Raw genomic sequence first — 21,656 nt, 5'->3', positions numbered from 1 at the left:
CACAGCGGGTGGGCGCAGAATCGTGGGTATGCTCGCGGCCATGCCCCAGCCCCCTTCCGCCGCATCGCGGGACGAACCCGTCATACGGGACCGAGGTGACGCCTGCCCCGGCGCGCTGCGGTTGCACCAGGCGGACGACGGGTACCTCGCCCGGGTGCGGATACCCGGCGGCATGCTCGGGGCGCACGCGGCCGGGCTGCTCGCCGACGCGGCGGACCGGCTCGGCGACGGGCACATCGACCTCACCTCGCGCGGCAACGCCCAGCTGCGCGGACTCGGGGCGGCCTGCGGCGGTGAACTCGCCCGCGTGCTGGCCGACGCCGGGCTCCTCCCCGCCCCCTCGCACGAGCGGGTCCGCAACGTCGTCGTCTCGCCGCTGACCGGCCTGGACCGCAGCGGGCTGCCCGATGTCGAGCCCTGGGTCGCGGAACTGGACCGGCTGCTCTGCGCGAGCGCCGAGGCCGCCACCCTGTCCGGGAGGTTCCTGTTCGCCCTCGACGACGGACGCGGCGACGTGCGCTCCCTCGACGCGGACGTGAACCTGGTCGCGCGAAGCCCCGAGCACGCCCTGCTCACCACGGCCGGCGCCGGCGAGGGGTTCCTCGTGGCCGCCGCCGACGCGACCCGGGCCGCCCTCGTGGCCGCCCGGTACTTCCTCGACGTCGCCCGGCAAGCCGGTACGCGGGCCTGGCGGGTTGCCGAACTGCCCCCCGAACACCCGCTCAAGACGCATGAGTTGGCGGCGCTGCTGGCCGGCGCCGGGGTGCACGCGACCGTTGTCGCCGACCCCGCCGCGCCCCGGGGCCGCGCACCCGAACCCGGCCCGGTCGACGGGCCCGGCCAGCGCGTCGCGCTCTGCGTACTCGCGCCCCTCGGACGCCTCACCACCTCCCAGTGGAACCTCCTGGCCGGGCTCACCGGGCGGCTGCGCCTGACTCCCTGGCGCGGCGTCGTCGTCCCCGGACTGACCGCGTCCGCCGCGCCGGACGCCCTCGCCGCCCTCGCCGACGCCGGGCTGATCACCACCCCCGCCGACCCCCGCCGGTCGGTGACCGCCTGTACCGGGCGGCCCGGGTGCGCCCGGTCCCACCGCGACGTACGCGCCGACGCGCGGGCCGTCACCGCCCTGGCGGCCGGCCCGCTGCCCGTGCACTGGTCGGGATGCGACCGACGCTGCGGACATCCGCGCGGGACCGCCTGGGTGGACGTGCTCGCGACCCCCGACGGGTACGACGTCCGCGCTCCCGGCGGCGCCCCCCGCCTCGGCGTACCCCCCTCCGACCTTGCCGCGGCCCTCAGGGACGCACGCCGCACCACCTCCCACGACGCAGCGAAGAAATGAGCGAGTACACAGTGTTCGAGTACGAGAAGGACGGCGCGGCGATCTACCGCCAGTCCTTTGCCACGATCCGCGCCGAGGCGGACCTCGCCGGGCTGCCCGCGTCGGTCGCCCAGGTCGCGGTGCGCATGATCCACGCCTGCGGGATGACCGACCTGCCCCAGGACTTGGGCTACACGCCCGACGTCGTGCTGCGCGCGCGGGCGGCCCTGAACGCCGGCGCGCCGATCCTGTGCGACGTACAGATGGTGGCGAGCGGCGTCACCCGCAAGCGGCTGCCCGCGGCCAACGAGGTCATCTGCACCCTGTCCGACCCGGCCGTGCCGGCGCTGGCCGCCAAGCTGGGCACCACCCGCAGCGCCGCCGCGCTCGAAGTGTGGCGCGACCGGGGCCTGTTGGAGGGCTCCGTGATCGCCGTCGGCAACGCGCCGACCGCGCTGTTCCGGCTGCTGGAGATGATCGAGGAGGGCGCGCCGCGACCCGCCGCCGTGATCGGCGTCCCGGTCGGCTTCATCGGCGCCGCCGAGTCGAAGGACGCGCTCGCCGAACACCCCTCAGGGCTGGACCACTTGATCGTGCGCGGCCGGCGCGGCGGCAGCGCCATCGCGGCCGCCGCCGTCAACGCGATCGCGAGCGAGGAAGAATGAGCACCACCGGAGCGACCGGCGCCACCGCCGGCAAGGGCCGGCTCTACGGAGTCGGGCTCGGGCCCGGCGACCCGTCGCTGATGACCCTGCGGGCCGTCCAGGTGATCGCCGCATCCGACGTCGTCGCGTACCACTCCGCGCGCCACGGCCGGTCCATCGCCCGCTCGATCGCCGCCGAGCACCTGCGCGCCGACCACATCGAGGAGCCGCTGGTCTACCCGGTCACCACCGAGACCACCGACCACCCGGGCGGCTACCAGGGCGCCATGGAGGAGTTCTACGAGGCCGCCGCGGCCCGGCTCGCCGCGCACCTGGACGCCGGCCGGACCGTCGCCGTGCTGGCGGAGGGCGACCCGCTCTTCTACGGCTCCTACATGCACATGCACAAGCGGCTCGCCGACCGCTACGAGGCGGAGGTGATCCCCGGGGTGACCTCGGTGAGCGCCGCCGCCGCGCGGCTCGGCACCCCGCTGGTGGAGGGCGAGGAGGTGCTGACCATCCTGCCCGGCACCCTGCCGGAGGAGGAGCTGACCGCCCGGCTCGCCGCCACCGACTCGGCCGTCGTCATGAAGCTCGGGCGCACCTTCCCCGCCGTACGGCGGGCCATGGAGAGCAGCGGCAGGCTCGCCGAGGCGCGCTACGTCGAACGCGCCACGATGGCGGGGGAGCGGACCGGTGTGCTCGCCGACACCGACCCGGACAGCGTGCCGTACTTCGCGGTCGCCGTCGTGCCCAGCCGGGTCGGCAACCCGGGCAGTGTGCCGTCCGGACCCGGCGAGGTCGTGGTCGTCGGGACCGGCCCGGCCGGGCCGCTGTGGCTGACCCCGCAGACCCGGCGGGCGCTCGCGGACGCCGAAGTGCTCGTCGGGTACACGACGTACCTGGACCGGGTGCCGGTGAAGCCGGGCCAGGTCCGGCACGGCTCGGACAACAAGGTGGAGTCCGAGCGCGCCGAGTTCGCCCTCGACCTCGCCCGGCGCGGGAAGCGGGTGGCCGTGGTCTCCGGTGGCGACCCCGGCGTCTTCGCCATGGCGACGGCTGTCCTGGAGGTCGCGGGGCAGGCGCAGTACAAGGACGTGCCCGTACGGGTCCTGCCGGGGGTGACCGCGGCCAACGCGGCCGCCGCGGCGGCGGGGGCCCCGCTGGGCCACGACTACGCCACCATCTCCCTCTCCGACCGGCTCAAGCCCTGGGAGGTCATCGCCGAGCGGCTGCGGTCCGCCGCGCGGGCCGACCTGGTGCTCGCCCTGTACAACCCGGGCTCGCGCAGCCGGACCCGGCAGGTGGCGCAGGCCCGCGAGCTGCTGCTCGAACTGCGTTCGCCGCAGACCCCGGTGGTCGTCGCGCGGGACGTGGGCGGCCCCGGGCAGTCCGTCCGGATCGTCACCTTGGGCGAACTGGTCCCGGAGGAAGTGGACATGCGGACCATCCTGCTGATCGGCTCCTCGCAGACCCAGGTCACGGAGCGGGCCGACGGCAGCCGGGTGACGTGGACGCCGCGCCGCTACCCGTGACCGTCATGGTGATCCTGATCCTGATCGGGTGAGGCGGTGAGGGCCGGGACCGGTGTCCCGGCCCTCAGGCCTTTGCGGGCAGCGGCTCGCCGCCCAGCCACCGTAGGACCGCCCCCGTGGAACCGGTCTCCCGCACCCCCGTCGGGACCGGGGGCCTGCGGACCACCACCACGGGGATACCCGCCTCGCGGGCCGCGGTGAGCTTCGGGGCCGTGGCGCCGCCGCCGCTGTCCTTGGTCACCAGGACGTCGATCCGGTGCCCGGCCAGCAGCTCCCGCTCGTCGTCCAGCGTGAACGGGCCCCGGGACAGCAGCACTTCGAGGCGCGGGGGAGCCGGCGGGTCCGGGGCGTCCACCGAACGCACCAGGAACCAGGGTTCGGTGAGGTGCGCGAAGTGGTGCAGGCCCTGCCGGCCGGTGCTGAGGAAGATCCGTGCGCCGAGCCCCGGCGCCAGCGCCGCCGCCCCGGCGAGGGAGTCCGTGAAGCGCCAGTCGTCGCCGGGCCCCGCCGTCCAGCCGGGACGGCGCAGTGCCAGCAGCGGCACCCCCGAAAGGGCGGCCGCCCCGGCCGCGTTGAAGCTCATGCGCTCCGCGAAGGGGTGGGTGGCGTCGACCAGGTGCGTGACCCCGTGGGCGGTGATCCAGGCGGCCAGCCCGGCCGGCCCGCCGAAGCCGCCGATCCGGGTCTCGCCCGGCGGCAGTACCGGCGCGCCGACCCGGCCCGCCAGCGAGGTCGTCACCCGGTACGGCGCCGGCTCCAGCGCCTCCGCCAGGCGGCGGGCCTCCGTCGTGCCGCCCAGAATCAGGACGTGCCGCACGGGGGAGGTCTCAGCAGGCATGCCGGTCGCGCTCGGCGGAGTACAGGTGGCTGTCGCGGAACTGCTCGGCGCCGAGGGTGCGGCCGACCAGGATCACCGCGGTGCGCACCAGGCCCGCCGCCTTCACCTGGTCCGCGATGTCGGCCAGGGTGCCGCGCAGGATCAGCTCGTCGGGGCGGCTGGCCATCGCGACGACCGCCGCCGGGCAGTCGGCCCCGTAGTACGGCAGCAGTTCGCCGACGACCCGGTCCGCGTAGCGGGTGGCCAGGTGCAGGACGAGCAGCGCGCCACTGCGGCCGAGCGTGGCCAGGTCCTCGCCGGGCGGCATCGGGGTGGCCTGCTGGGCGATCCGGGTCAGGATCACGGTCTGGCCGACGGTCGGTACGGTGAGTTCCCGCTTGAGCGCGGCCGCGGCCGCCGCGAAGGCCGGTACGCCCGGCACGACTTCGTAGGGGATGCCGGCCGCGTCCAGGCGCCGCATCTGCTCGGCCACGGCGGAGAAGACGGAGGGGTCGCCGGAGTGGAGCCGCGCCACGTCCTGGCCGGCGCCGTGGGCCCGGACGAACTCGGCCACGATCTCGTCCAGGTTCAGCTGCGAGGTGTCCACCAGGCGGGCGCCCGGCGGGCACTCGGCCAGCAGCTCGCGCGGGACCAGGCTGCCCGCGTACAGGCAGACCGGGGCGGCCGCCAGGGTACGGGCACCGCGCACGGTGATCAGGTCGGCGGCGCCGGGGCCCGCTCCGATGAAGTACACGGTCATGTCCGGTCCTGGTCCTTCGTCTCTGTCGCCGGTGGTTGGGGCGCCGGTGGCCGGGGCGCGGGTGACCCGGGCGCCGGCCACGGCTTGGTCACGGTCCACTGGGTGACGGGCATCGCCTGCCGCCAGCCCGTGAAGCCGCCGACCGGCACGGCGTGCGCGACGGCCAGCTTCACCAGCTCACCGCCGTGCCGGCGGTAGCGGTCGGTCAGTACGGCCTCCGACTCCAGGGTGACCGTGTTGACCACCAGCCGGCCGCCGGGCGCGAGCGCCGCCCAGGCCGCGTCCAGCAGCCCCGGCGCGGTCAGGCCGCCGCCGATGAACACCGCGTCGGGGGCGGGCAGGTCGATGAGCGCCGCCGGGGCGGCGCCGGTGACCACCCGCAGGCCCGGGACGCCGAGCGCCGCCGCGTTCCGGGCGATCCGCTCGGCGCGCTCCGGGACCCGTTCCACGGTCACGGCGCGGCAGGAGGGGTGGGTGCGCATCCACTCGATGCCGATCGAGCCCGAGCCGCCGCCGATGTCCCACAGCAGTTCACCGGGGGCCGGGGCGAGCGCGCACAGGGTCGCGGCGCGGACGTGCCGTTTGGTGAGCTGGCCGTCGTGTTCGTACGCGGTGTCGGGCAGGCCCGGGGTGGCGCCGAGCCGCGGCGCGGGGGCGCCGGGGTCGCGGCGGCAGTCGACGGCCACCACGTTCAGCGGATCGCCGGGGGCGTGGTCCCAGCCGTCGGCCCGGCCCTCGTACGCGTTCTCGTCCTCGGAGCCGAGTTGTTCCAGCACCCGCATCCGGCTGGGGCCGAAGCCGCGTTCCCGGAGCAGGGCGGCAATCTCGCCCGGGGACGCCGCTCCGGCGCTCAGTACGAGCAGCCGCCGCCCTTCGTACAGCGCGGCGGCTAGCCGGGCGACCGGGCGGCCGACGACGGTGACCACCTCGGTGTCCTCCACCGGCCAGCCGAGCCGGGCGCACGCGTACGACACGGAGGAGGGGTGCGGGTGGACGAGCAGGGCGTGCGGGCCGAGCTCCTGCGCGAGGGCGCGGCCGATCCCGTAGAACATGGGGTCGCCGCTGGCCAGCACGGCGATGCGGCGGCCGGCGTGCTCGGCCATCAGCTTCGGCACGGCCGGGCGCAGCGGGCTGGGCCACGCGACGCGCTCGCCGGGGCAGTCCCCGGCCGGCAGCAGGTCGAGCTGCCGGGGGCCGCCGATCAGCACCTCGGCGGTGGCCAGCGCGGAGCGCGCGGCGGCGGTGAGCCCGGCCCAGCCGTCGGCGCCGAGGCCGATGACCGTCACGGGGGCGGGGGGTGCTGCGGAGCTCACTGCACGGAACCTCGGGGACGGGAAGCGGGTGGACCCGCAGCCTACTGGTCGGGACGCCCCGCCCCCGGACCAGGGTGGCACCGGGTGCCGCCCTTGCGCCACCGCCGCAGCGCGGGCCCCTTGATATCCCGCCCCCGGCCCGGGCTCCGACCGGGGGCGGTGGTTGGCCGCCCGGGTCGGGGTGCGGGTGTCTCGCCCCCTGGCCACGGTTGGGTGTTTCGCCGCGCAGCGCCGGTGTCGGGCGCCGCCCCGGGTGCGGGTGCCCCACCCTCGGCCGGGGGCGGGCATTTCACCGCCCGGTGTGGGCGCGGTCGTTCCCTCCGGGGGTTCAGGCGCTGGTTTCTGGCCCTCGGCAGGGGCGCGGTGTTCCACCGCCCGGGTCGTCCCACCCTCGGCCGGGGGCCGGTGTTTCCCGTCCGGGTGCCCGCAGGGTCCTCCCGGCCGGGCGGGCGTGGTGTTCCACTGCTCGGCGGCGGGCGCGGGTGGCTCCGCCCCGGGTGCGGGCACCGGTGTTGGCCACCGCCCCGGTGCCGGCGCCCCGTTGTGCCGATCGCGGCCGGGCTTCCGGGGCGGGGTCCGCCGCCCGGGCGCCCCGGGCGCCCCCGGTGCGCCTCCGGGCGCCCCGGGTGGACCCTGCTCGGGCGGCGGGGGCCGGTCGCAGACTCTGCGGCATGGACGACGACGCTACGGACAACCACCCAGCCGCCGTACTCCCCGGCCCGCCGCCGGCGCCGGTCAGCGGCCGCCGGTCGCACGGGTGTAGAGGGCCCGGACCGAGTCGTCGAACCAGCTGCTGTACGAGGTGGTCTCGTCGCCGCCCCCGTCCCGGCCGCCGATCACCCCGATCAGGGTGTGCCCGTCCGTGAGGACCGGGCCGCCGCTGGTGCCGTTGGGTACGTCCGCGCAGTCCAGCCGCAGCTGCGTGAGGCCTTCGGCGCGGGCGGTGTTGTAGCAGTCCAGGGGCTGCTCGGTGTCGTTCGGGTAGCCGACCAGCCGTGCGGGGACCGGCAGTTGGGGGCGGAAGCGGATCGTCAGCGCGCCGGTGACGTCCTCCAGCCGCTCCCCGGGGTGCCCGGGGCGGCGCAGCCGCAGGAAGGCCACGTCGTGGTCCGGGTCCGCGCTACCCGTCCAGCGGGGGTCCACGTCGATGCGGGTGGGTACCCACACGCCGTACGGCGCCTTGCCGTCGCGGTAGCCGGGGACGAAGGCCAGGTTGGTGCGGAAGCCGTCCTGGTACACACAGTGCGCGGCGGTGGCGATGAGGTCGCCGTCGGGCGAGTGCACCACGCTCGCCGAGCAGTGGTGGTCGGCGTCCCAGTCGTTGCCGGGTGAGAACAGCGCCCCGATCGCCGGCTCGGAGGCGGCCGTGCGGGCCCGCAGCGGCGAGGAGGGCCGCCAGCCGCCGTCCGCCCACCGCACCGGCACCGGCGATCCGGACGCATCGGAGCCGGATCCCGGCCCGGCGAAGGCCCCGGCGCCGGCCGGCAGGTCCTCGCCCTCCGACGCGATCCCGTCCAGGACGTCCGCTGCCGTGCGGTCGGCGCGCTCCGGGTCCTGGAGGTAGCTGCCCTGTCCGGGGTCGCCGTCCGCGCGGTGGGAGGCGACCGCGGCCAGCTGCCCCCACACCAGGGCGCCCCCCGCCACCAGGGCGACGAGGATCGCGAGCAGCACGCAAACCCGTACCGCGCCGTTCCCCGCTCTGCCTGTGCCGGCCATGTGTCCCCGCCCCTGACGATGCTCCTCCCGTCCGACGGCCCGCGGCCGGCTGGAGTTCCGGAATCCGGTGTGTCGGTCCTCACAGCCGGACGGGCGGGCGCCCCCTCCCGACACCCGCCGTCCTTCCGGACGACATCGAACTCCCCTACTCTCCAGGCGACTTGACTGTCGTGGACCGAGGGGAGCCGAAGAGATGAGACTGCGGAACAGGTGGCGGGGCACGGCTTTGGCCGGCCTGGTGGCGGCGGCGCTCGGCCTGGGCCTCGCCCTGGGGGCGGCGGCCCCCGCCGGGGCCGAGCCGGGGCTCTCCTACGCCGGATCCACCGGGGTCGGCGTACACAACGCCTACGAGAAGGCCAAGTACCCCTACTTCGCGGACGCCCTGGACTCCGGCGCCGCGATGCTCGAACTCGACGTGTGGACCAACTTCTTCGGCAGTTCCTGGCGGGTCGCGCACGACAATCCCTTCGGCAACAACAGCAACTGCGAGAACGCCACCAGCCCCGCCCAGCTGCGCACCAAGTCCCGCGACCAGAACCTCGCGGGCTGCCTGTCCGACATCCGCAGCTGGCACGACGCGCACCCCGGCCACCGTCCGGTCGTGCTCAAGCTGGAGCTCAAGGACGGCTTCGCGGCCAACCTCGGGCGCGGCCCGGCCGATCTCGACGCGCTGCTCACCGCCAAGCTCGGCGACGCCGTCTACCGGCCCGGGCAGCTGGCCGCCGGCTACCCCGACCTGGACACCGCGGCCCGCGCCGGGGCCTGGCCGAGCCGCGCCGCCATGGCCGGGAAGTTCCTCGTGGAGCTGATCCCCGGCACGGTGGAGGAGGGCAACGGCGCGGACACCCTCTGGACCGACCGGGAGTACGCCACGTACCTGCGCACCCTCGCCTCCTCGGGCAGGCTCGGCAGCGCCGCCGCCTTCCCGGCAGTGCACCGCGCCGCGGCGGGCGATCCGCGGGCCCGTTACGCCGACGCCTCGCTGCGCCCGTGGTTCGTGGTCTTCGACGGCGATGCGAGTGCGTACGCGGGCGGTTCCATCGACGCCGGCTGGTACGACCGCAACCACTACCTGCTGATCGCCACCGATGCCCAGAACGTGGCGCCGGCCATCGACGGCGTCCACCCGACCGAGGCGCAGGCGCTGGACCGGCTCGCGCTGATGGCCGGTCACCACGCCTCCATCGCCTCCGCGGACTGGTACCCGCTGCCGAAGGTCCTGGCCACGGTGGTGCCGCGCGGATAGCGCGGGCGGGCGCGCGGCCGGCCCGGCCCCGCCACCCCGGTACCCTTATTGCGAATACTTCGCAATAAGGGTTGAGGGTGGGTAGCCGGTGGGATCTGCGGTGGTGCTGGGCATCGAGTCGTCCTGCGACGAGACGGGCGCGGGCATCGTGCGCGATGGCAAGCTCCTCGCGCACGTCGTCGCGTCGAGCATGGACGAGCACGCCCGCTTCGGCGGGGTCGTCCCCGAGATCGCGGCCCGCGCCCACCTGCACGCCTTCAACCCCGTGGTGCGCCGTGCCCTCGACCAGGCAGGCCTGCGCCCCTCGCAGCTCGACGCGGTCGCCGTCACCACCGGCCCCGGCCTCTCCGGCGCGCTCCAGGTCGGCCTCGCCGGGGCGAAGACCCTCGCCTACGCGCTCGGGCTGCCGCTGTACGGCGTCCACCACCTGGCCGGACACGTCGCCGCCGACACGCTGGAGCACGGGCCGCTGCCCGACCCCTGCGTGGTGCTGATCGTCTCCGGCGGGCACACCTCGCTGCTGCTGGTACGGGACCTGGTGCGCGAGCCGATCCTGCACCTGGGCGACACCCTGGACGACGCCGCCGGCGAATGCTTCGACAAGGTCGCCCGGGTGCTCGGCCTGCCCTACCCGGGCGGCCCGGCCATCGACCGGGCCGCCCGCGGCGGCGACCCCGCGGCCGTCGCCTTCCCCCGCCCGCTGACCGGCGGGCCGCGCGCGCAGGACCCGTACGCCTACTCGTTCTCCTTCTCGGGGCTCAAGACGGCCGCCGCCCGCTGGGCGGAGGGCCACCGGCTGCGGGGGCAGGAGCTCCCCGTCGCCGACGGCGCCGCCTCGCTCCAGGAGGCGGTGGCCGACGTCCTGACCCGCAAGGCCGTCGCGGCCTGCACGGCCTACGGGGTCGGCACGCTGGTGCTGGTCGGCGGGGTGGCCGCCAACTCCCGCGTCCGCGCCCTCGCCGAGCGGCGCTGCGCCTCCGCCGGGATGGCCCTGCGGGTCCCGCCGATGACGCTGTGCACCGACAACGGCGCCATGATCGCCGCCGTTGGCGACCTGTTGGTGCGGGCCGGCGCGGAACCGGCCCCGTACGCCCTCACCGTCGATCCGTCCGCGCCGCTGGAGTACGCCGCGCTGAACCCGCGGGCCGCCGGCTGAACCCGGCGGCCCGCCCCCTCCGGGTCAGGGGGACGGGCTCACCTGGACCGTGGTCAGCGCGCCGCCCGAAGCCTCCTTCACCACCGCGATCCGGGTGCCGGTGTCGGGGACCTTCACCCCGAGCTGCGGCAGTTCCGCGTTCCAGTAGGACCCGTGACGGTCGTCGAAGACCGCGACGCCGGGCCGCGACGGGACCACCAACGGGGTGCCCGCCTTGTGCAGCACGATCCGTCGGCTCGCCCGGAGCGAGAAGGGGGCGTCGAAGGTCTGCGCCCGGGCGTTGAGCAGGCTGCCGTCGGCGGACTTCAGCGGCTCCGGCCGGGCGTCCACCGGCAGCAGCAGCCCGCCGCCCGGGTGCGCCTTGGTGGTGTTGTCGCTGAACGCGGTGTCCCAGAGCCAGACGAGCACACCTTCCTGGTACGGGAAGAACTCCACCCGGTCGCCGGTGAAACCGAAGTTGTACGGGCCCGTCTTGAGCAGGCTGCCGTAGCCCGTGTAGCGGCGGTTCTCGACGAAGTAGGCGCGCGGGTGCTCCTCGGTGCCGTTGCGGCCCTCGGTACGGGACCACTTGAGCGCCGTCCAGCCGTTCGCCCCCTGCTCCGCGCCGTCGCGCAGCACCTCGCGGCCGCCGTCGGCGGTGATGCGGACGTCGTCGAAGGTGACGCCCCTGCCGTGGGTGTTGCCGTCCGAGGTGACGCGCAGCCGCAGCCGGAACTCGCGGCCCGCGAAGGCGTCGAGCGGCACCGACAGCCGTGTCCAGCCGGCCGAGGTGCCGGAGACGCCCTTGGCCGGGACCGGCGTCCCGTCCACGGTGCCCGGGAGGGGGGTCCAGACGGAGCCGCCGTCCGTGGAGGCCTCCACCGTCAGGAAGTCGAAGTCCTTCTCGATGTCGTACCAGACGCGGGCGTCCAGCCGGACGGGCCCGCTCGCACCGGTGAGGTCGACGGTCCGGCCGAGCGTGTTGTCCATGAAGTCGCCGGTGCCGCTCCACCACTGGCTCGCGCCCTCGTACGGGTCGGTCAGCTCGGTGGTGGTCCGTGCGGGCGGCAGGTGCACCAGCAGCGCCTGGGGATCCTCGGTGTTGTACCCGGACACGCCGAGGGTCGCGCGGGTCCTGCGGCCCGCGTCGGCCTCGGTGTACTCCAGCCAGCCCAGCTGGAGCTTGCTCCACGGATCGAGGTCACCCGGGAACTCGCCGGTGCCGCCCGGGCGCTTGCCGAGGTAGGAGGCCGAGGACATCAGCGACCAGAAGTTGACGCTGTTGTCCCCGTCGGAGCTGTAGAGGTCCGGCAGTCCCAGATCGTGGCCGAACTCGTGCGAGAACAGGCCGGCCCCGCTGTTCTCGCCGCCCGTGAGGTAGTCGCCCGCCCAGATGCCGGTGTCGCCGACGGGGGTGCCGCCCGCTTTGTTGCCCGCCGGGCCGGCGCTGCCGGCCTGGTCCCAGTACGCGAACCAGCGGTGCGCCCAGACGGCGTCCTTGCCCTGGGCGCCGCCGCCCCAGGTCTGGTCCTTGCCCGCGTGTACGACCACGAGGTGGTCGAGGTAGCCGTCGGGCTCGTTGAAGTTGCCGTCGTGGTCGGCGTCGTAGCGGTCCCACTGGTCGTACTCGGCCAGCTGCGCCTTGATGTCGGCGGCCGTACGGCCCTTCGCGCGCTCGGAGTCGTACCAGGCGGTGGTGGCGTCGCGGACCAGGTCCCAGTTGGTGCGGCACTGGCCGGGCTCGGAGCAGTTGTCCGTGCCGTAACGGGCCTCGTTCCAGGGCAGCCTGACCCAGTCGGTGACGGTGCCGTCCATGTCGTAGCGGCCCGAGGACTGGAGCCGGTAGTAGGCGCGCATGCTCGCCGACTCCGGCGCGTCGGAGAAGAACTGCCGCTGGTAGAAGGACCGGTCGAAGTCCCTGCGCCACAAGGTGTGGTTGTCGTCGGCCGCCGGCTTGCCGATGGTGTCGTGGCGGGGCCCCGGCGTGCCGCCGAAGCGCGGCTTGCCCTCGAACTCGGTGGTCGTGTCCACCTGGTCACCGAACTCGGCGAGGATCACGAAGACCTTGTCCTTGCGCTCCTGGGCCAGTTCGACGTACCGGTCGCCGACCTTGGCCCGGCGGGGGAGGGTGCCGTCGGACTCGGCGCGCAGCGCGCCGGGGCCGCGGCCGGCGCCGGCCGCGATCCCTTCGAGGGCCTGGCGGCGCAGCGCCTGGCGTTGCAGTTCGAGCGGTGCGGGCGGTGGGGCCGGGGCCTGCTGGGCCTGCTGTCCGGCCGCCGGGGGCGGTGGCGGTGAGGCGGCATGGGCGGGGGTGGCGGCGAGGAGGGCGAGGGATATCGCCACACCCGCCACGGCGAATCTGCGCAACGCGGGCATCCTTCCGGGGAGTTGACAGGGAGCGCAGGTAATATTTCACATGTGACAGGGCATCGGTAGATGGGTGGCGGCGCCGTTTCCGAAGGGGCAGCGCCGTCGTTGCCCTGCTGGAAACGCGGATGCGGGGGAGCGGTGCGGCCGGACACGATGGCACCGCGCCGCACGCGCGCATCCCCGACGGAAGGACAACGCGACTCCATGACCCGCAACCCCGGCGAAGTGAAGACCGTGCCCCTCACCCCCGAGGTGTACGCCTACCTGCTCGAACAGGCCGAACCGGTCACCCCGGTCCAGCGGCAGCTGATCGAGCGCACGCACGCGCTCGGCGGCCCGTCCGAGATGCAGGTCCCGCACGAGCAGGGCGTCTTCCTCACCCTGCTGGCCAAGCTGGCCGGCGCCCTGCGGATCGTCGAAGTCGGCACCTTCACCGGCTACTCCACGCTCGCCCTCGCCCAAGGCCTGCTGCCCGGTGGCAAGGTGCTCACCTGCGACGTCTCCGAGGAGTGGACGAGCATCGCCCAGGAGGCCTGGAAGGCGGCCGAGGTGGCCGACCGCATCGAGCTGAGGATCGCCCCCGCCCTGGAGACCCTGCGCGAGCTGCCGCCCGAGCCGGTGATCGACCTGGTGTTCCTCGACGCCGACAAGACCGGCTACCGGGCCTACTGGGACGAACTCGTCCCCCGCGTACGCCCGGGCGGCCTGCTGCTCGCGGACAACGTCCTGTACGGCGGCAAGGCGGTACACCCCGACGCCACCGGCAACGCCCTGGCCATCCGGGAGTTCAACGCGCACGTGCGCGCCGACCAGAGGGTGGAGTCGGTGACCCTGCCCGTCGCGGACGGCCTCACGGTGGCGCGCAAGCGCTGACCGCGCCCGGGCCGGCTGCGGCATGATCCTGACCGGAAGACCACCGCGCCGGACAGGAGCCCCGCACATGACGAGCCGCCACATCGAGTTCGAGCGTCTGCACAACTTCCGCGACCTGGGCGGCTACCGCGGCCTCGACGGCCGCCGGGTCGCCTGGGGCGCGCTCTACCGCTCCGACTCCCTCGGCAAACTCCGGGGGGACGACTGGGAGCGGTTCCTGGAGCTCGGCATACGGACCGTGATCGACCTGCGCTACCCGTGGGAGGCCGACGCCAAGGGGCGGGTGCCCGAGCCGCACCGGTTCGTGTACGCCAACCTCAGCATCGAGCACCGGCCCTACGACCAGGCCGCGATCGATCCCGCCGTCGACCCCTGGCGCTACCTCGCGGACCGGGCCGCCGAGGTGGCCGAGGACGGGGCCGGGGAGATCCGGCAGGCCGTCGAGCTGATCGCCGGGGCCGAGCCGGGGGCCACGGTGTTCCACTGCACGTCCGGCAAGGACCGCACCGGGCTGATCGCCGCCTTCGTACTGACGCTGCTCGGCGTCGCGCGGGAGGACGTCCTGGCCGACTTCGCCCTCACCGAACGCGCGACGGCCCGCCTCCTCGCCGACTGGCACACCGTCAATCCGGGGCGCACGATGCGCTGGCCCTCGTACGGCCGCGCCCCGGAGACGGTCCTGGCGCTCGTCCTGGACGACCTGACCGCCCGCTACGGCTCCCCCTCCGGCTACCTCCTCGACCGGGCCGGGATCACCCCGGCCACGGTCTCCCGGCTCCGGGACCGGCTGCTGACCGGCTGAACCCGCGGGGGCCCCGGGCGGCCGTACCGCCCGGGGCCCGGTAAGACCGCCCGGACAGGGCCTACGCGCGCACCTCGTCGCAGGCGATGCGCAGGTGGCGGGGACCGCGCAGGACGGCGTTCTGCCGGTAGGGGGGCGGGTCCTCCAGGAGGCGGGGGTTGTGGAGGCGGCGGGCCAGTTCGGTGAGGGCCAGCTGGGCCTCCAGCCGGGCCAGGGGAGCGCCGAAGCAGCTGTGGATGCCGCTGCCGAGGCCCAGGTGCTGGATGTCCCGGCGGTCGGGGTCGAAGCGGTCGGGGTTCTCGAAGCGCTGCGGGTCCCGGTTGCCCGAGGCGAGGATCAGCCACATCGAGGAGCCCTTGGGGATGGTGACCCCGCGCACCTCGATGTCCACGAGCGGGGTGCGCTGCGGCAGCAACTGCACCGGCGGCTCGAACCGCAGCAGCTCCTCCACCAGCGGCGCCGCGAGCGCCGGGTCGTGGCGCAGCCGTTCCAGTACGCCGGGGTTGCGCAGCAGCGTGAGCATCCCGTTCGTGATCAGGTTGACCGTGGTCTCGTGGCCGGCGATCAGCAGCAGGGCGGCCGTGCTGAGCAGCTCCATGGTCGACATGGACTCGTCCTGCCCGTGGCCGGCGGCCAGCTGCGAGAGCATGTCGTCACCGGGCTGCTTGCGCCGCTCCTCGATCAGCCCGGCCAGGTACATGCCGAGCTCCATCCGCATGTCGTGGGTCTTGCGCTGGCGGTCGGCGGGATCCGCGTCCGGATCGGGGTCCAGGCTCGCGGCGAGCGCGTCCGCCCAGACGTGGAAGCGGGGCTCGTCCTCGTGCGGGACCCCCAGCAGGCGGCAGATCATGGTGACGGGGAACGGGTACGCGAACTGGTCGACCAGGTCGATCCGGTCGGGGTCCCCCAGGCCGTCGATCAGGCCGGTGACGATGGAGCGCAGGTCGTCCCGCATCCCGTCGACGCGGCGCGGGGAGTGCGGCGGGCCGAAGGGCCGGTTGGCCATCCGGCGCAGCCGGTCGTGTTCGGGCGGATCCAGCTTGAGGAAGCTGGGCGGCAGGGTCCCGCCCTCCTCCTCGGCCTCGCCCGCCAGCGGGTCCCCGGCCGTCGCGGCCAGGTTGCGGGCGTCGGAGCTGAGCCGCGGGTCGTGCAGCAGGCTCTGGATCTCGTAGTAGGTGCTGATGACGTACGGCCCGCTCCCGTCGTGGAAGACGGGAGTCCTGCGCAGTTCCTCGTACAGGGGGTACGGGTTCGCGCGGTTGGCGTAGTCCAGGATGTCGCTCAGGATGCCGTGGGTCATTGCGGGTCCTCCGGGGGCCTGCGGGTCAGTGCCCGGCGGGGGTGAACGTCATCCGCCGGTCGGCCGGCGAATATCCGCTGAGGGTGATGGTCGGACCGTGCGTGGGCACGGACGGGTCGGGGAAGTCGGCCGGGACGGGCCGGTGCCCGTCCGGGCGCCGGTCGACCGTCGTGAACGGCACCGGGAACGGCGCGGTCGTCTCGATCTGCTGCTGGTAGAACTGCAGCCACCGGGAGTTGTCGAAGGTGACGGCCCCGATGACGCGGCCCTGGTACCCGTAGACACCGGTGAAGCGGCGTTCCGTGCGCGAGCCCTGGGTGATCATGATCTCGGTGCCCATCGACGGCACGCCGACGGACTTGATGTTGACCCCGAACTGCGAGGACCAGAAGGCCGGCACCCAGATGTGCGGGCGCCGGTCGGTGCTCACGCTGAGCATGTTGTGCGCCGCCGTCTCCGCCTGGGAGACGGCGTTGCCCCAGTGCTCGAGCGACAGGAACTGGTACCCGAACAGGGGATGCGGGGAGCGGGCCACGTCGCCCGCCACGTAGATGTCGTCGGTGACGATGCCCCGGATGTCGAAGGCCCGGCAGCCCGCGTCGCAGGCGATGCCGCGCGGGCCCGCGCCGAGCCCCGAGCCGGCCAGCCACTCGGTGTTGCGCTGGGCGCCCAGCGAGACGACCACCACGTCGCAGTCCAGCGTGCTGCCGTCGGAGAGGTGCGCGGCCCGCACCCGGCCGGTGGAGTCGCCCTCCAGGCCGGTGACCATGACGCCGGTGCGCAGGTCGACGCCGTGTTCGCGCTGGAGCTCGGCGGCCACGGCCCCGATCACCCCGCCCAGCGCCCCGACGAGGGGCGCGTCGCCGCGTTCGGCGACGGTGACCGGCAGTCCGCGCTCCCGGCACGCCGAGGCGATCTCCGAGCCGGTGAATCCGGCACCGATCACCAGGACCCGGCGGGGCCCGGCGTCCAGCCGCCGCGCCAGCGCCGCGCCGTCGTCGCGGGTGCGCAGCACGAACACCCCGTCGAGCTCGCCTTCGGCCGCGTTGGGCCAGGGCCGGGCCCGTACCCCGGTGGCGATCAGCAGCCGGTCGTACGGGACCTCGTCGCCGTCGGCCAGCTTCACCGTCCGGGCCGCCATGTCGAGACCGGCGGCCGCCACGCCGAGCCGCCACTCGGCGTCGATGGCGCGGCGGCGGGGCAGTGCGGTGCGTTCGGCCGTCGACTTGCCGAGCAGCACCCCCTTGGAGAGGGGCGGGCGGTCGTAGGGCTCGTACGGCTCGTCGCCGATCATGGTCAGCGAGCCGGTGAAGCCCTTGTCGCGGATGGTCTCGGCGGCGCGCAGGCCGGCGAGCGAGGCGCCGACCACGACGATCCGGCCCTCGCGCTTGAGGTGGTCCAGGGTCGCTTCATGCATCGCGGGCCTCCGCGGCGGCCGTCAGGCCGCGGCCCGGGCCCTGGTCGCGGTCGAGGTCGTCCACGAGGATGGCCTGGACGGGGCAGGCGGCGGCGGCCTGCGCCAGCCGCTCGCGCTGGGCCTCCTCGGCCTGCGGATCGTAGAGGAGCCCCTCGTCCCCGTGCATCGCGAAGACGTCGGGCGCGAGGAAGGCGCACTGCGCGTATCCCTGGCACCGGTTGAGATCGACGACAAGCCTCAGCAACGTGCGGTCCTTTCGGTGACCCCCTCGGCTCCCCGGACCAGCGTGCCGGGCGGGCGCCGTCCCGGCCCGTCCACGCGGACCATCGGGGTGACGGCCGCGGGTTCGGAGTACCTCACGCGGTCCGGCCGGCGGCCCGCAGGATGTAGCCGCTGATCAGCAGCGCCCAGGCGGGGAACACCAGCTCCGACCACGGCAAGGAGGATCCCGCCACCAGGAGGACCAGGCCGGCCGCCACCCCGGCCAGACTCAGGGCGCGCGGGAACGAGCCCAGCTTGCGTCCGATGGTGGACGTCGCGAAGACGAAGACGGCGGCCATCCGCATCCCGTACGTCGTGAGCAGCTCGTACGCGAAGTGCCGGCCGAAGTCCTGGGGCTGGTCGCCGGAGAGCACCGTCCCCGCGGCCGCGGCGGCGCCGAAGAGACAGGCGACGAAGACCAGCCCGCTGCCCAGGAAGACGGTGGCGACGAACCGGTCCTCGGCCTCCCCGGTGTGCGCGCGCACGGCGCCCATGAACCAGAGGAAGGCGATGCCGGCGAAGGGGACGAGCTCCACCGCCGTGTTCACCGCGTTCCGCTGGCCCGCGTCGATCTGCACGGTGGCGCCGCCGGCCCCTTCCGGCAGCCCGATCCGGGCGAGCACGATCGTTGCCGCCAGCAGGACCGCGAAGACGATGCCCGCCATTCCCGCCGCCCGCGGGGTCTCCAGGTTCTTCGTCCGGGCCGGACCCGGGGATCGCTCTCTCATCCGTCCAGCAAGCCGGGCTCCCGGCCGGGCTGCCAACGGGGTCACCCAGCCGGGTGACGTCCGTGACAGGGGTGCCGGGCAGGGTTCAGGGGTGCTTAGGGGATCGGCGGCGCACGCGCGCGGCCGTAGGTTTCTGCCGATATCGGCAGGGCACCGAGCGAAGGAGCAGCACCATGGCTGAAGTCACCGAGACCCCCGAGGCGTGGACCACCGAAGCGTGGACGACCCCCGACTTCGTCGCGTTCGAGACCGCTTTCGAGGTCACGGCCTACGCCGCGCGTCTGGAGAAGTGAACCGGCCCCCGATCGGCGGGAGCCCGGCGGACACCGGCTCCCGCCACCGGCGCAGCCACGAGACACGGGCGGGAAACAAGAGATGACGACACTTCTGGGCGAGTCCGAGTTCATCGGCGCCCTGCGCGGGCTGTCCTCCTCGTACTGGGGCGCTCACCCCTTCCACCAGCGGCTGCACGGCGGCGCCCTGGACCGGCGCGAGCTGCGGCTGTGGGCCGCGAACCGCTGGTACTACCAGCGCATGCTGCCGCAGAAGGACGCCGCGATCATCAGCAACTGCCCGCTGCCCGAGGTCCGGCGCGCCTGGGTGGACCGCCTCGCCTACCACGACGGCACCCCCGGCGACGAGGGCGGCATCGAGCGGTGGCTGCGGCTGTGCCAGGCCGTGGGCCTGACCCGCGAGGAAGTGCTGGACGAACGCCACCTGCTGCCCGGGGTGCGGTTCGCGGTCGACGCGTACGTCACCTTCGCCCGCACCAGGCCGTGGACCGAGGCGGTCGCCTCCGGCCTGACGGAGATGTTCGCCGGACACCTGATGACCCGCAGGGTCACCGACATGCTCGCCCACTACGACTGGATCGGCGCCGAGGACCTCGCCTACTTCACCGACCGGATCGAAGCGGTCTCCGGTGAGGGCAAGGGCACCCTCGACATCGTCGTCCGGTACGCCACCACGCGCGAGCAGCAGGACGCGGCCGTGGCCGCGCTCCGCTTCAAGTGCGAAGTGCTCTGGCTGATGCTGGACGCCATCGAACGCGCCGCCGTCGCCGAACACGGCTGACGGCGAACCGGACCTTCGAGAAGGAGTGGCCGTGGAGCGGCCCGTACTCGGCCGCGGTGTGCGGCTCATCTACGACAAGACCCGGCGGGCCCACGTCGTCCTCCACCCCGAGGGGGTGCTCGTGCCCAACCGCACCGCCGTCTCGGTCCTCGAACTGTGCGACGGGGCGACGACCGTCCCGCGGATCGCCGAGGCGCTGGGCGACACCTACGCCGGGGTGCGCGAGGACGAGGTCGGCGCGGTGCTGGCACGGCTCACCGAGAACGGGGTCGTCCGATGGATCTGACCCCCGGTCCGACCCCCGCCCCGGCACCGGCGGCCGCCCCGCCGCTCGGCCTGCTCGCCGAACTCACCCACCGCTGTCCCCTGCACTGCGGCTACTGCTCCAACCCGCTCGAACTCATCGAGCGGGAGAAGGAGCTGAGCACCGGGCAGTGGACCGAGGTGTTCACCCAGGCCCGCGACATCGGCGTCCTCCAGGTGCACCTGTCCGGCGGCGAGCCGCTGGCCCGCCCCGACCTGCCCGAGCTCGTCTCGCACGTCAGCGGCCTGGGCGCGTACGTCAACCTCGTCACGAGCGGCCTCGGGCTGACCGAGGCGCGCCTCGCGGACCTGGCCGAACGCGGACTGGACCACGTACAGCTGTCGGTGCAGGGGGCGACCGCCGAGCGGGCCGACCTGCTCGCCGGCGCCAAGGCCCACCACCACAAGATCACCGCCGCGGCGCTGGTCCGCGCCCGCGGCCTGCCGCTGACCGTCAACGCCGTGCTGCACCGGGGCAACCACGACCAGCTCGCCGGGCTCATCGAGCTCGCCGAGACCATGGGCGCCGACCGCCTGGAGCTCGCCAACACCCAGTACTACGGCTGGGCGCTGCGCAACCGCGCGGCCCTGATGCCCACGCCCGGACAACTGGCGGCCGCCGAACCCGTCGTCCGGGCCGCCATCGAGCGGCTGAAGGGCACGATGGAGATCGTGTACGTCCTCGCGGACTACTACGAGCCCTACCCCAAGCCGTGCATGCACGGCTGGGGCGCGCTCCAGCTCACCGTCGCCCCCGACGGGACCGTGCTGCCCTGCCCCGCCGCGGGCGCGATCACCACCCTCGACCTCGACAACGTGAAGGACACCCCGCTCGGCGAGATCTGGTACAGGTCGGGCTCCTTCAACGCCTACCGGGGCGAGGAGTGGATGCCCGACCTCTGCCGCAGCTGCGACCGGCGCTCCGTCGACCACGGCGGCTGCCGCTGCCAGGCGTTCCTGCTCACCGGTGACGCGGCGGCCACCGACCCGGTCTGCTCCAAGTCGGACCAGCGCGGCGTCGTCGACCTGCTGCTGGCGACGCCCGGCGCGGCGCCGCCCGAGCTGGTCATGCGCGGACCCGTGGCGGTGCGCCGGTGAAGGCCGTCGTGCTCGGCACCGCGGCGGGCGGCGGCTGCCCGCAGTGGAACTGTGCCTGCCCGGTCTGCACGTCGGGCGCACCCGCCCGCTCCCAGGACGGCGTCGCCGTCAGCGCGAACGGCGCCGACTGGTACCTCGTCAACGCCTCGCCCGACATCCGTACCCAGATCCTGGCGACCCCGGAGCTGGCGGCGGGCCCGGGTCCGCGCCAGACCCCGGTGCGCGGAGTGCTGCTCACGGACGCCGAACTCGACCACACGCTCGGCCTGATGATGCTCCGCGAGGGGGCCGGACTGCGGGTGTGGGCCGGCCGGGCCGTGCTCGGGGCGCTGGGCGAGGGCTTCCCGGTCCGCGCGGTCCTGGGCGGCTACAGCGGCTGGGAGTGGTCCGAGCTGCCCGCGGGCGCCGCGCACGACATCGGGGGGCTGCGGGTCACGGCCTTCGCGGTCGGGGACAAACGCCCCAAGTACGCGCGGGCCTCCGGCCAGCCGGGCCCCTGGGTGTACGCCTACCGCTTCGACGACCCGGCGACGGGCGGGGCGTTCGTGTACGCGCCCTGCCTCGCCGACTGGCCGGACGGCTTCGACGCCTTCACCGCCGGGGCCGGCTACGTCCTGCTCGACGGTACGTTCCTGACGGCGCGGGAGTTCGGCGGTGCGACGGGCTCCGCCGGGACGACGGCCCCGCAGGCGGCGATGGGACACCTCCCGGTGCTCGGGGAGGGCGGCAGCCTGGAGCGCGTGCGGCGGGTGCGAGCCGCGCGGCCGGGCACCCGGTGGGCGTACACCCACCTCAACAACACCAACCCGATGGCCGACCCGGACTCCGCCGCCCACCTGGAGGTCCGCGCGGCGGGGGCGGAGATCCCGGCGGACGGAACGCGCATCGAACTCTGAGCACCCCGCCGGTACGAAGAGGGTCCGGCTGCCCGTCGGGGCAGCCG

21 protein-coding genes are annotated in these 21,656 nt (G+C 74.6%); 12 read left to right on the top strand and 9 right to left on the bottom strand.

Annotated elements, in window-relative coordinates; all coding sequences use genetic code 11:
* The first annotated feature begins 40 nt into the window (after window positions 1–40).
* From cobG to ACWGH1_RS03770, 3 genes are read left to right on the top strand one after another with little or no spacing between them, the layout of a single operon-like run.
* Window positions 41–1,342 carry a precorrin-3B synthase gene (gene cobG / locus ACWGH1_RS03780; RefSeq protein ID WP_453353460.1) on the top strand — a complete coding sequence of 434 codons (1,302 nt, stop codon included), beginning with the start codon at window positions 41–43 and terminating at the stop codon, window positions 1,340–1,342.
* Window positions 1,339–1,986: a precorrin-8X methylmutase gene (locus ACWGH1_RS03775; protein ID WP_453353459.1), complete on the top strand. Its 648-nt coding sequence runs from the start codon at window positions 1,339–1,341 to the stop codon at window positions 1,984–1,986. The genes cobG and ACWGH1_RS03775 overlap by 4 nt, the downstream gene beginning before the upstream one ends.
* Window positions 1,983–3,500: a precorrin-2 C(20)-methyltransferase gene (locus tag ACWGH1_RS03770; protein WP_453353458.1), complete on the top strand. Its 1,518-nt coding sequence runs from the start codon at window positions 1,983–1,985 to the stop codon at window positions 3,498–3,500. The genes ACWGH1_RS03775 and ACWGH1_RS03770 overlap by 4 nt, the downstream gene beginning before the upstream one ends.
* Window positions 3,501–3,564: 64 nt before the next feature.
* On the opposite strand, the gene ACWGH1_RS03765 is transcribed toward ACWGH1_RS03770, so the two are convergent.
* The 4 genes from ACWGH1_RS03765 to ACWGH1_RS03750 form a co-directional block, all read right to left on the bottom strand.
* Window positions 3,565–4,338 carry a cobalt-precorrin-6A reductase gene (locus ACWGH1_RS03765; RefSeq protein ID WP_453355294.1) on the bottom strand — a complete coding sequence of 258 codons (774 nt, stop codon included), beginning with the start codon at window positions 4,336–4,338 and terminating at the stop codon, window positions 3,565–3,567.
* A complete protein-coding gene (gene cobM, locus ACWGH1_RS03760) occupies window positions 4,328–5,077 on the bottom strand; it encodes a precorrin-4 C(11)-methyltransferase (RefSeq protein ID WP_453355295.1) in 750 nt (249 codons plus the stop codon). The genes ACWGH1_RS03765 and cobM overlap by 11 nt, the downstream gene beginning before the upstream one ends.
* The gene (gene cbiE, locus ACWGH1_RS03755; RefSeq protein ID WP_453355296.1) at window positions 5,074–6,390 is read right to left on the bottom strand and encodes a precorrin-6y C5,15-methyltransferase (decarboxylating) subunit CbiE; all 1,317 of its coding nucleotides are present in this window, start codon (window positions 6,388–6,390) and stop codon (window positions 5,074–5,076) included. Before cbiE ends, cobM begins: the two co-directional genes overlap by 4 nt.
* Window positions 6,391–7,125: 735 nt before the next feature.
* Window positions 7,126–8,061: a trypsin-like serine peptidase gene (locus ACWGH1_RS03750; protein ID WP_453355297.1), complete on the bottom strand. Its 936-nt coding sequence runs from the start codon at window positions 8,059–8,061 to the stop codon at window positions 7,126–7,128.
* Between the two features lie 238 nt (window positions 8,062–8,299).
* Between ACWGH1_RS03750 and ACWGH1_RS03745 the strand changes: the two genes are divergently transcribed.
* Together ACWGH1_RS03745 and tsaD are read left to right on the top strand one after the other, a co-directional pair.
* Window positions 8,300–9,352: a phosphatidylinositol-specific phospholipase C domain-containing protein gene (locus ACWGH1_RS03745; RefSeq protein ID WP_453355298.1), complete on the top strand. Its 1,053-nt coding sequence runs from the start codon at window positions 8,300–8,302 to the stop codon at window positions 9,350–9,352.
* An 88-nt stretch (window positions 9,353–9,440) separates the two neighbouring features.
* The gene (gene tsaD, locus ACWGH1_RS03740; RefSeq protein WP_453408394.1) at window positions 9,441–10,508 is read left to right on the top strand and encodes a tRNA (adenosine(37)-N6)-threonylcarbamoyltransferase complex transferase subunit TsaD; all 1,068 of its coding nucleotides are present in this window, start codon (window positions 9,441–9,443) and stop codon (window positions 10,506–10,508) included.
* Window positions 10,509–10,532: 24 nt separating this feature from the next.
* Here the strand turns inward: tsaD and ACWGH1_RS03735 are convergent, their stop codons facing one another.
* Window positions 10,533–12,863: an immune inhibitor A domain-containing protein gene (locus tag ACWGH1_RS03735; RefSeq protein ID WP_453356603.1), complete on the bottom strand. Its 2,331-nt coding sequence runs from the start codon at window positions 12,861–12,863 to the stop codon at window positions 10,533–10,535.
* Between the two features lie 198 nt (window positions 12,864–13,061).
* Between ACWGH1_RS03735 and ACWGH1_RS03730 the strand changes: the two genes are divergently transcribed.
* Entirely contained in the window at window positions 13,062–13,730 is a 669-nt protein-coding gene (locus ACWGH1_RS03730; RefSeq protein ID WP_453356604.1) for an O-methyltransferase, read from the top strand.
* A gap of 67 nt (window positions 13,731–13,797) precedes the next feature.
* Window positions 13,798–14,532: a tyrosine-protein phosphatase gene (locus ACWGH1_RS03725; RefSeq protein ID WP_453408393.1), complete on the top strand. Its 735-nt coding sequence runs from the start codon at window positions 13,798–13,800 to the stop codon at window positions 14,530–14,532.
* Window positions 14,533–14,593: 61 nt separating this feature from the next.
* Here ACWGH1_RS03725 and ACWGH1_RS03720 read toward each other — a convergent pair whose 3' ends face one another.
* The 4 genes from ACWGH1_RS03720 to ACWGH1_RS03705 all read right to left on the bottom strand — a co-directional run bounded on the left by ACWGH1_RS03720 (window position 14,594) and on the right by ACWGH1_RS03705 (window position 18,238).
* On the bottom strand, window positions 14,594–15,832 hold the full coding sequence (locus ACWGH1_RS03720) for a cytochrome P450 (protein WP_453357453.1): 1,239 nt from the start codon (window positions 15,830–15,832) through the stop codon (window positions 14,594–14,596).
* Window positions 15,833–15,857: 25 nt separating this feature from the next.
* Entirely contained in the window at window positions 15,858–17,249 is a 1,392-nt protein-coding gene (locus ACWGH1_RS03715) for an NAD(P)/FAD-dependent oxidoreductase (RefSeq protein ID WP_453408392.1), read from the bottom strand.
* Window positions 17,242–17,490: a ferredoxin gene (locus ACWGH1_RS03710; RefSeq protein WP_453356089.1), complete on the bottom strand. Its 249-nt coding sequence runs from the start codon at window positions 17,488–17,490 to the stop codon at window positions 17,242–17,244. Before ACWGH1_RS03710 ends, ACWGH1_RS03715 begins: the two co-directional genes overlap by 8 nt.
* Window positions 17,491–17,605: 115 nt before the next feature.
* Window positions 17,606–18,238, bottom strand: a complete 633-nt coding sequence (locus ACWGH1_RS03705) for a hypothetical protein (RefSeq protein WP_453356087.1) — start codon at window positions 18,236–18,238, stop codon at window positions 17,606–17,608.
* Between the two features lie 173 nt (window positions 18,239–18,411).
* Here ACWGH1_RS03705 and pqqA point away from each other — a divergent pair, with 173 nt between their 5' ends.
* From pqqA to pqqB, 5 genes are all read left to right on the top strand, one after another.
* A complete protein-coding gene (gene pqqA / locus ACWGH1_RS03700) occupies window positions 18,412–18,531 on the top strand; it encodes a pyrroloquinoline quinone precursor peptide PqqA (RefSeq protein WP_453356086.1) in 120 nt (39 codons plus the stop codon).
* An 82-nt stretch (window positions 18,532–18,613) separates the two neighbouring features.
* Entirely contained in the window at window positions 18,614–19,312 is a 699-nt protein-coding gene (pqqC, locus tag ACWGH1_RS03695; protein WP_453356085.1) for a pyrroloquinoline-quinone synthase PqqC, read from the top strand.
* Between the two features lie 31 nt (window positions 19,313–19,343).
* The gene (gene pqqD / locus ACWGH1_RS03690) at window positions 19,344–19,598 is read left to right on the top strand and encodes a pyrroloquinoline quinone biosynthesis peptide chaperone PqqD (RefSeq protein WP_453356084.1); all 255 of its coding nucleotides are present in this window, start codon (window positions 19,344–19,346) and stop codon (window positions 19,596–19,598) included.
* Complete coding sequence (pqqE, locus tag ACWGH1_RS03685) at window positions 19,589–20,713, top strand: pyrroloquinoline quinone biosynthesis protein PqqE (RefSeq protein WP_453356083.1); 1,125 nt, start codon at window positions 19,589–19,591, stop codon at window positions 20,711–20,713. The genes pqqD and pqqE overlap by 10 nt, the downstream gene beginning before the upstream one ends.
* Complete coding sequence (gene pqqB / locus ACWGH1_RS03680; RefSeq protein ID WP_453356082.1) at window positions 20,710–21,609, top strand: pyrroloquinoline quinone biosynthesis protein PqqB; 900 nt, start codon at window positions 20,710–20,712, stop codon at window positions 21,607–21,609. Before pqqE ends, pqqB begins: the two co-directional genes overlap by 4 nt.
* The last annotated feature ends 47 nt before the right edge of the window (window positions 21,610–21,656 follow it).

Source organism: Streptomyces sp. NPDC054883, from assembly GCF_053610645.1.
Note: the sequence above shows the minus strand (reverse complement) of the source record. Positions and strands in the feature narration are given on the sequence as shown.

Coding starts and splice junctions, on each gene's coding strand:
- cobM (WP_453355295.1), bottom strand. CDS start 5,077: ATGACCGTGTACTTCATCGGAGCGGGCCCCGGCGCCGCCGACCTGATC.
- ACWGH1_RS03720 (WP_453357453.1), bottom strand. CDS start 15,832: ATGACCCACGGCATCCTGAGCGACATCCTGGACTACGCCAACCGCGCG.
- ACWGH1_RS03730 (WP_453356604.1), top strand. CDS start 13,062: ATGACCCGCAACCCCGGCGAAGTGAAGACCGTGCCCCTCACCCCCGAG.
- ACWGH1_RS03725 (WP_453408393.1), top strand. CDS start 13,798: ATGACGAGCCGCCACATCGAGTTCGAGCGTCTGCACAACTTCCGCGAC.
- ACWGH1_RS03705 (WP_453356087.1), bottom strand. CDS start 18,238: ATGAGAGAGCGATCCCCGGGTCCGGCCCGGACGAAGAACCTGGAGACC.
- ACWGH1_RS03735 (WP_453356603.1), bottom strand. CDS start 12,863: ATGCCCGCGTTGCGCAGATTCGCCGTGGCGGGTGTGGCGATATCCCTC.
- pqqA (WP_453356086.1), top strand. CDS start 18,412: ATGGCTGAAGTCACCGAGACCCCCGAGGCGTGGACCACCGAAGCGTGG.
- pqqC (WP_453356085.1), top strand. CDS start 18,614: ATGACGACACTTCTGGGCGAGTCCGAGTTCATCGGCGCCCTGCGCGGG.
- ACWGH1_RS03765 (WP_453355294.1), bottom strand. CDS start 4,338: ATGCCTGCTGAGACCTCCCCCGTGCGGCACGTCCTGATTCTGGGCGGC.
- ACWGH1_RS03715 (WP_453408392.1), bottom strand. CDS start 17,249: ATGCATGAAGCGACCCTGGACCACCTCAAGCGCGAGGGCCGGATCGTC.
- ACWGH1_RS03770 (WP_453353458.1), top strand. CDS start 1,983: ATGAGCACCACCGGAGCGACCGGCGCCACCGCCGGCAAGGGCCGGCTC.
- cobG (WP_453353460.1), top strand. CDS start 41: ATGCCCCAGCCCCCTTCCGCCGCATCGCGGGACGAACCCGTCATACGG.
- pqqE (WP_453356083.1), top strand. CDS start 19,589: ATGGATCTGACCCCCGGTCCGACCCCCGCCCCGGCACCGGCGGCCGCC.
- ACWGH1_RS03775 (WP_453353459.1), top strand. CDS start 1,339: ATGAGCGAGTACACAGTGTTCGAGTACGAGAAGGACGGCGCGGCGATC.
- ACWGH1_RS03745 (WP_453355298.1), top strand. CDS start 8,300: ATGAGACTGCGGAACAGGTGGCGGGGCACGGCTTTGGCCGGCCTGGTG.